General features: G+C 72.3%; 4 protein-coding genes. 3 read left to right on the forward strand and 1 reads right to left on the reverse strand.

Annotated elements, in window-relative coordinates; translation table 11 throughout:
• Window positions 1–594 (reverse strand): pyroglutamyl-peptidase I (locus DEIPI_RS0102455; RefSeq protein WP_045233505.1); only part of this gene is annotated, 594 nt, incomplete at its 3' end.
• Between the two features lie 62 nt (window positions 595–656).
• Here DEIPI_RS0102455 and DEIPI_RS0102460 point away from each other — a divergent pair.
• From DEIPI_RS0102460 to DEIPI_RS27950, 3 genes are all read left to right on the forward strand, one after another.
• Complete coding sequence (locus DEIPI_RS0102460; protein WP_027480728.1) at window positions 657–1,490, forward strand: DNA-formamidopyrimidine glycosylase; 834 nt, start codon at window positions 657–659, stop codon at window positions 1,488–1,490.
• A complete protein-coding gene (gene pdxH, locus DEIPI_RS0102465) occupies window positions 1,487–2,122 on the forward strand; it encodes a pyridoxamine 5'-phosphate oxidase (protein ID WP_027480729.1) in 636 nt (211 codons plus the stop codon). The genes DEIPI_RS0102460 and pdxH overlap by 4 nt, the downstream gene beginning before the upstream one ends.
• Window positions 2,123–2,381: 259 nt before the next feature.
• Window positions 2,382–2,806 (forward strand): organic hydroperoxide resistance protein (locus DEIPI_RS27950; RefSeq protein WP_084473895.1); only part of this gene is annotated, 425 nt, incomplete at its 3' end.

Here is a 2,806-nt window from a genome sequence, read left to right on the forward strand (position 1 = left end):
GGCCTCCAGCGCGACCCGCACGGCCCGGTCGATCTCGCCCTGCGGGAGGTACGGGCCGGGCGCGCGCGCCGAGAGCGCGATCGCCTCGTTGGCGGGCAGGTGCAGGAACCCGCAGGGAACGCCCTCGCCCAGCGCGTGACGGGCGGTGTACATCACCTGATTGCACAGGTACAGGCCCGCCGTGTCGCTGATGTACCCGGGTACGCCCGCCGCCCGCCACGCCGCGAGGATCGCGCGCAGGGGCAGGGTGGAGAGGTACGCGTCGGGACCGCCGGGCACGACCGGCTCGTCCTGCTTCGTGACGCCCGCGTTGTCCGGCAGGCGGAAGTCGAGGACGTTCAAGGCGACCCGTTCGAGCGCCACCTGCGGCCTTCCCGCCGCGAGCCCCGTGAGCAACACTGCCGACGGCCCGTCGGCGAGCGCCTCGCGCAGCACGTGCGGGGCGCGGGCGGTGTCGACGGGCAGCAGGACGGACCGCACGGGGAGGCCCCCGACGACCTCGTCGTGCAGGGCGCGCGCGGCGAGGTCGCTGGGGTTGACGGCGTCCCCGCCGAAGGGTTCGAAGCCGGTCAGGAGCATGAAGGGCGAGGGCATGCCGACAGGATACAGAGACGCGCGCCACCGACGTCGCGCCCGTCCCGCTCTAGACTTCCTTCGTGCCGGAACTGCCAGAAGTCGAGACGACGCGTCGCAAGCTCGAACCGCTCATCACGGGACGGCGGGTCGTGCGGGTGGAGCACGACGCGCCGCACAAGTACAGGGACACGCACCTCGCGCACGGGCGCCTCGTGAGCGCGCTCGGAAGGCGGGGGAAGTACATCATCGCGTCCTTCGAGCCCGAGGAGGGCGAGCCGGACGTGGAGCTCGTCGTGCACCTCGGCATGACGGGCGGTTTCCGTCCTGAGGCGGGCCGTCACACGCGCGTGACGCTGCACCTCGACGACGGGACGGCGCTGTTCTTCCAGGACGCGCGGCGCTTCGGGAAGTGGGCGGTCGTCCCGGCGGGGGAGTACGCGTCCATGCCGACCCTGCGCCTCATGGGTCCCGAACCGCTGGGGGACGCGTTCGACGAGGCGGCCTTCGTGGAGCTCGCGAGCCGCGCGGGCGCGGTGAAGCCGTGGCTGCTGTCGCAGGTGCCGGTGGCGGGCGTGGGGAACATCTACGCGGACGAGTCGCTGTGGCGGGCGCGCATCCACCCGGCGCAGACGCGGCTCACCCGCGAGGAGGCGGTCAGGCTGCGCGCCGCGATCCGAGAGGTGATGGCGGAGGCCGTCGCGGTGGGCGGCAGCACCCTCTCCGATCACACGTACGCGCAGCCGGACGGCGTGCCCGGCGGCTTCCAGGCGTCACATCACGTGTACGCCCGCGAGGGCGAGCCATGCGCGCGCTGCGCCGCGCCCGTCACGAAGATCGTGCTGGGGCAGCGCGGCACGCACTTCTGCCCGGCCTGTCAGGTGCTGCGCGGTGACGCGGCGGGGAGGGCGTCGTGAGCGACATCCGTGACCTGCGCAAGGAGTACCGCCGCGGCGAACTGCACCGCGAGGACCTCAACCCCGATCCTGTGGAGCAGTTCCGGGTGTGGCTGGACGAGGCGCTCGCGTCGGACCTGCCGGAGCCGTACGCGGTGACGGTCGCGACGGCGGACGGGTCGGGTCAGCCGAGCGCGCGGACGGTGCTGCTGCGCGGCGTGGACGCGCGCGGCTTCGTGTTCTACACGAACTACCTCAGCCAGAAGGGCCGTGAGATCGAGGCGAACCCGCGCGCGGCCCTGTTGTTCTACTGGCCGGGCCTGGAGCGGCAGGTGCGGGTGGAGGGCACGGTGGAGTTCGTCTCGGACGCGGAGTCCGACGCGTACTTCGCGTCCCGCCCGCGCGAGAGTCAGCTCGGGGCACACGCGAGCGCGCAGAGTTCCGTCGTGGAGGACCGTGCGGAACTCGAGGAGCGGCTCCACGCGACCGAGCGGGCCTTCCCCGGCGAGGTGCCACGCCCGCCGCACTGGGGCGGCTACCGGGTGCGGCCCTTCGCGCTGGAGTTCTGGCAGGGCCGCCCGAGCCGCCTGCACGACCGCTTCCGCTACACGCTGACGCCGGACGGGTGGACCATCGACCGCCTGATGCCCTGAACTCGTTCCGGAGACGCGTCAGCGCTCAAGGCAGGAGGACTCGGGTCAGTCGTGCGGAGGCGCGTGGTCGCTCTAGGCAGAAGCGAGGGACCGCTCCCGAGCGTAAGCAGGTGGTCCGTACCCAGGTGGAGCGTATTTCGCCTCTCCTCACGCTCGGTCCGTTCGGCCTCCTCGTGGGGCGAGCGTCCCTTCACATCGTGTGCGCGGGTACGCCGCGTCCTCGTCCGCTCTCGGGAAGATGGGCCGCGAGGAGGTCTGCATGACGACGGAGTCGAAGGTGATCTTCAGGACGAAGGCGACGGCCCACGGGGGCCGCGCGGGGTACATCGAGACGCCGGACCATCACCTCGGCGTGAAGCTGAGCGTGCCGCAGGAGCTCGGCGGGCACGGCGGGGTGGGCACCAACCCGGAGCAGCTGTTCGCGGCGGGCTACGCCGCGTGCTTCCAGAGCGCGATCGGGGCGGTGGCGCGGCGGGACAAGGTGCGCTTCGGCTCGTCGAAGGTGGAGGCCGACGTGGGCCTCATGCGCGACGACATCGGGTACGCGCTGGACGTGGAACTGCACGTGACCCTGCCGGGTCTCTCGCAGGAGGACGCCGAGCGGCTCGTGTCGGAGGCGCACAAGCTGTGCCCGTACAGCCGCGCGCTGCACGGGAACGTGGACGTGCGCTTCACGGTGGACGC

Source organism: Deinococcus pimensis DSM 21231 (genome assembly GCF_000519345.1).
Taxonomy (GTDB): domain Bacteria; phylum Deinococcota; class Deinococci; order Deinococcales; family Deinococcaceae; genus Deinococcus_A; species Deinococcus_A pimensis.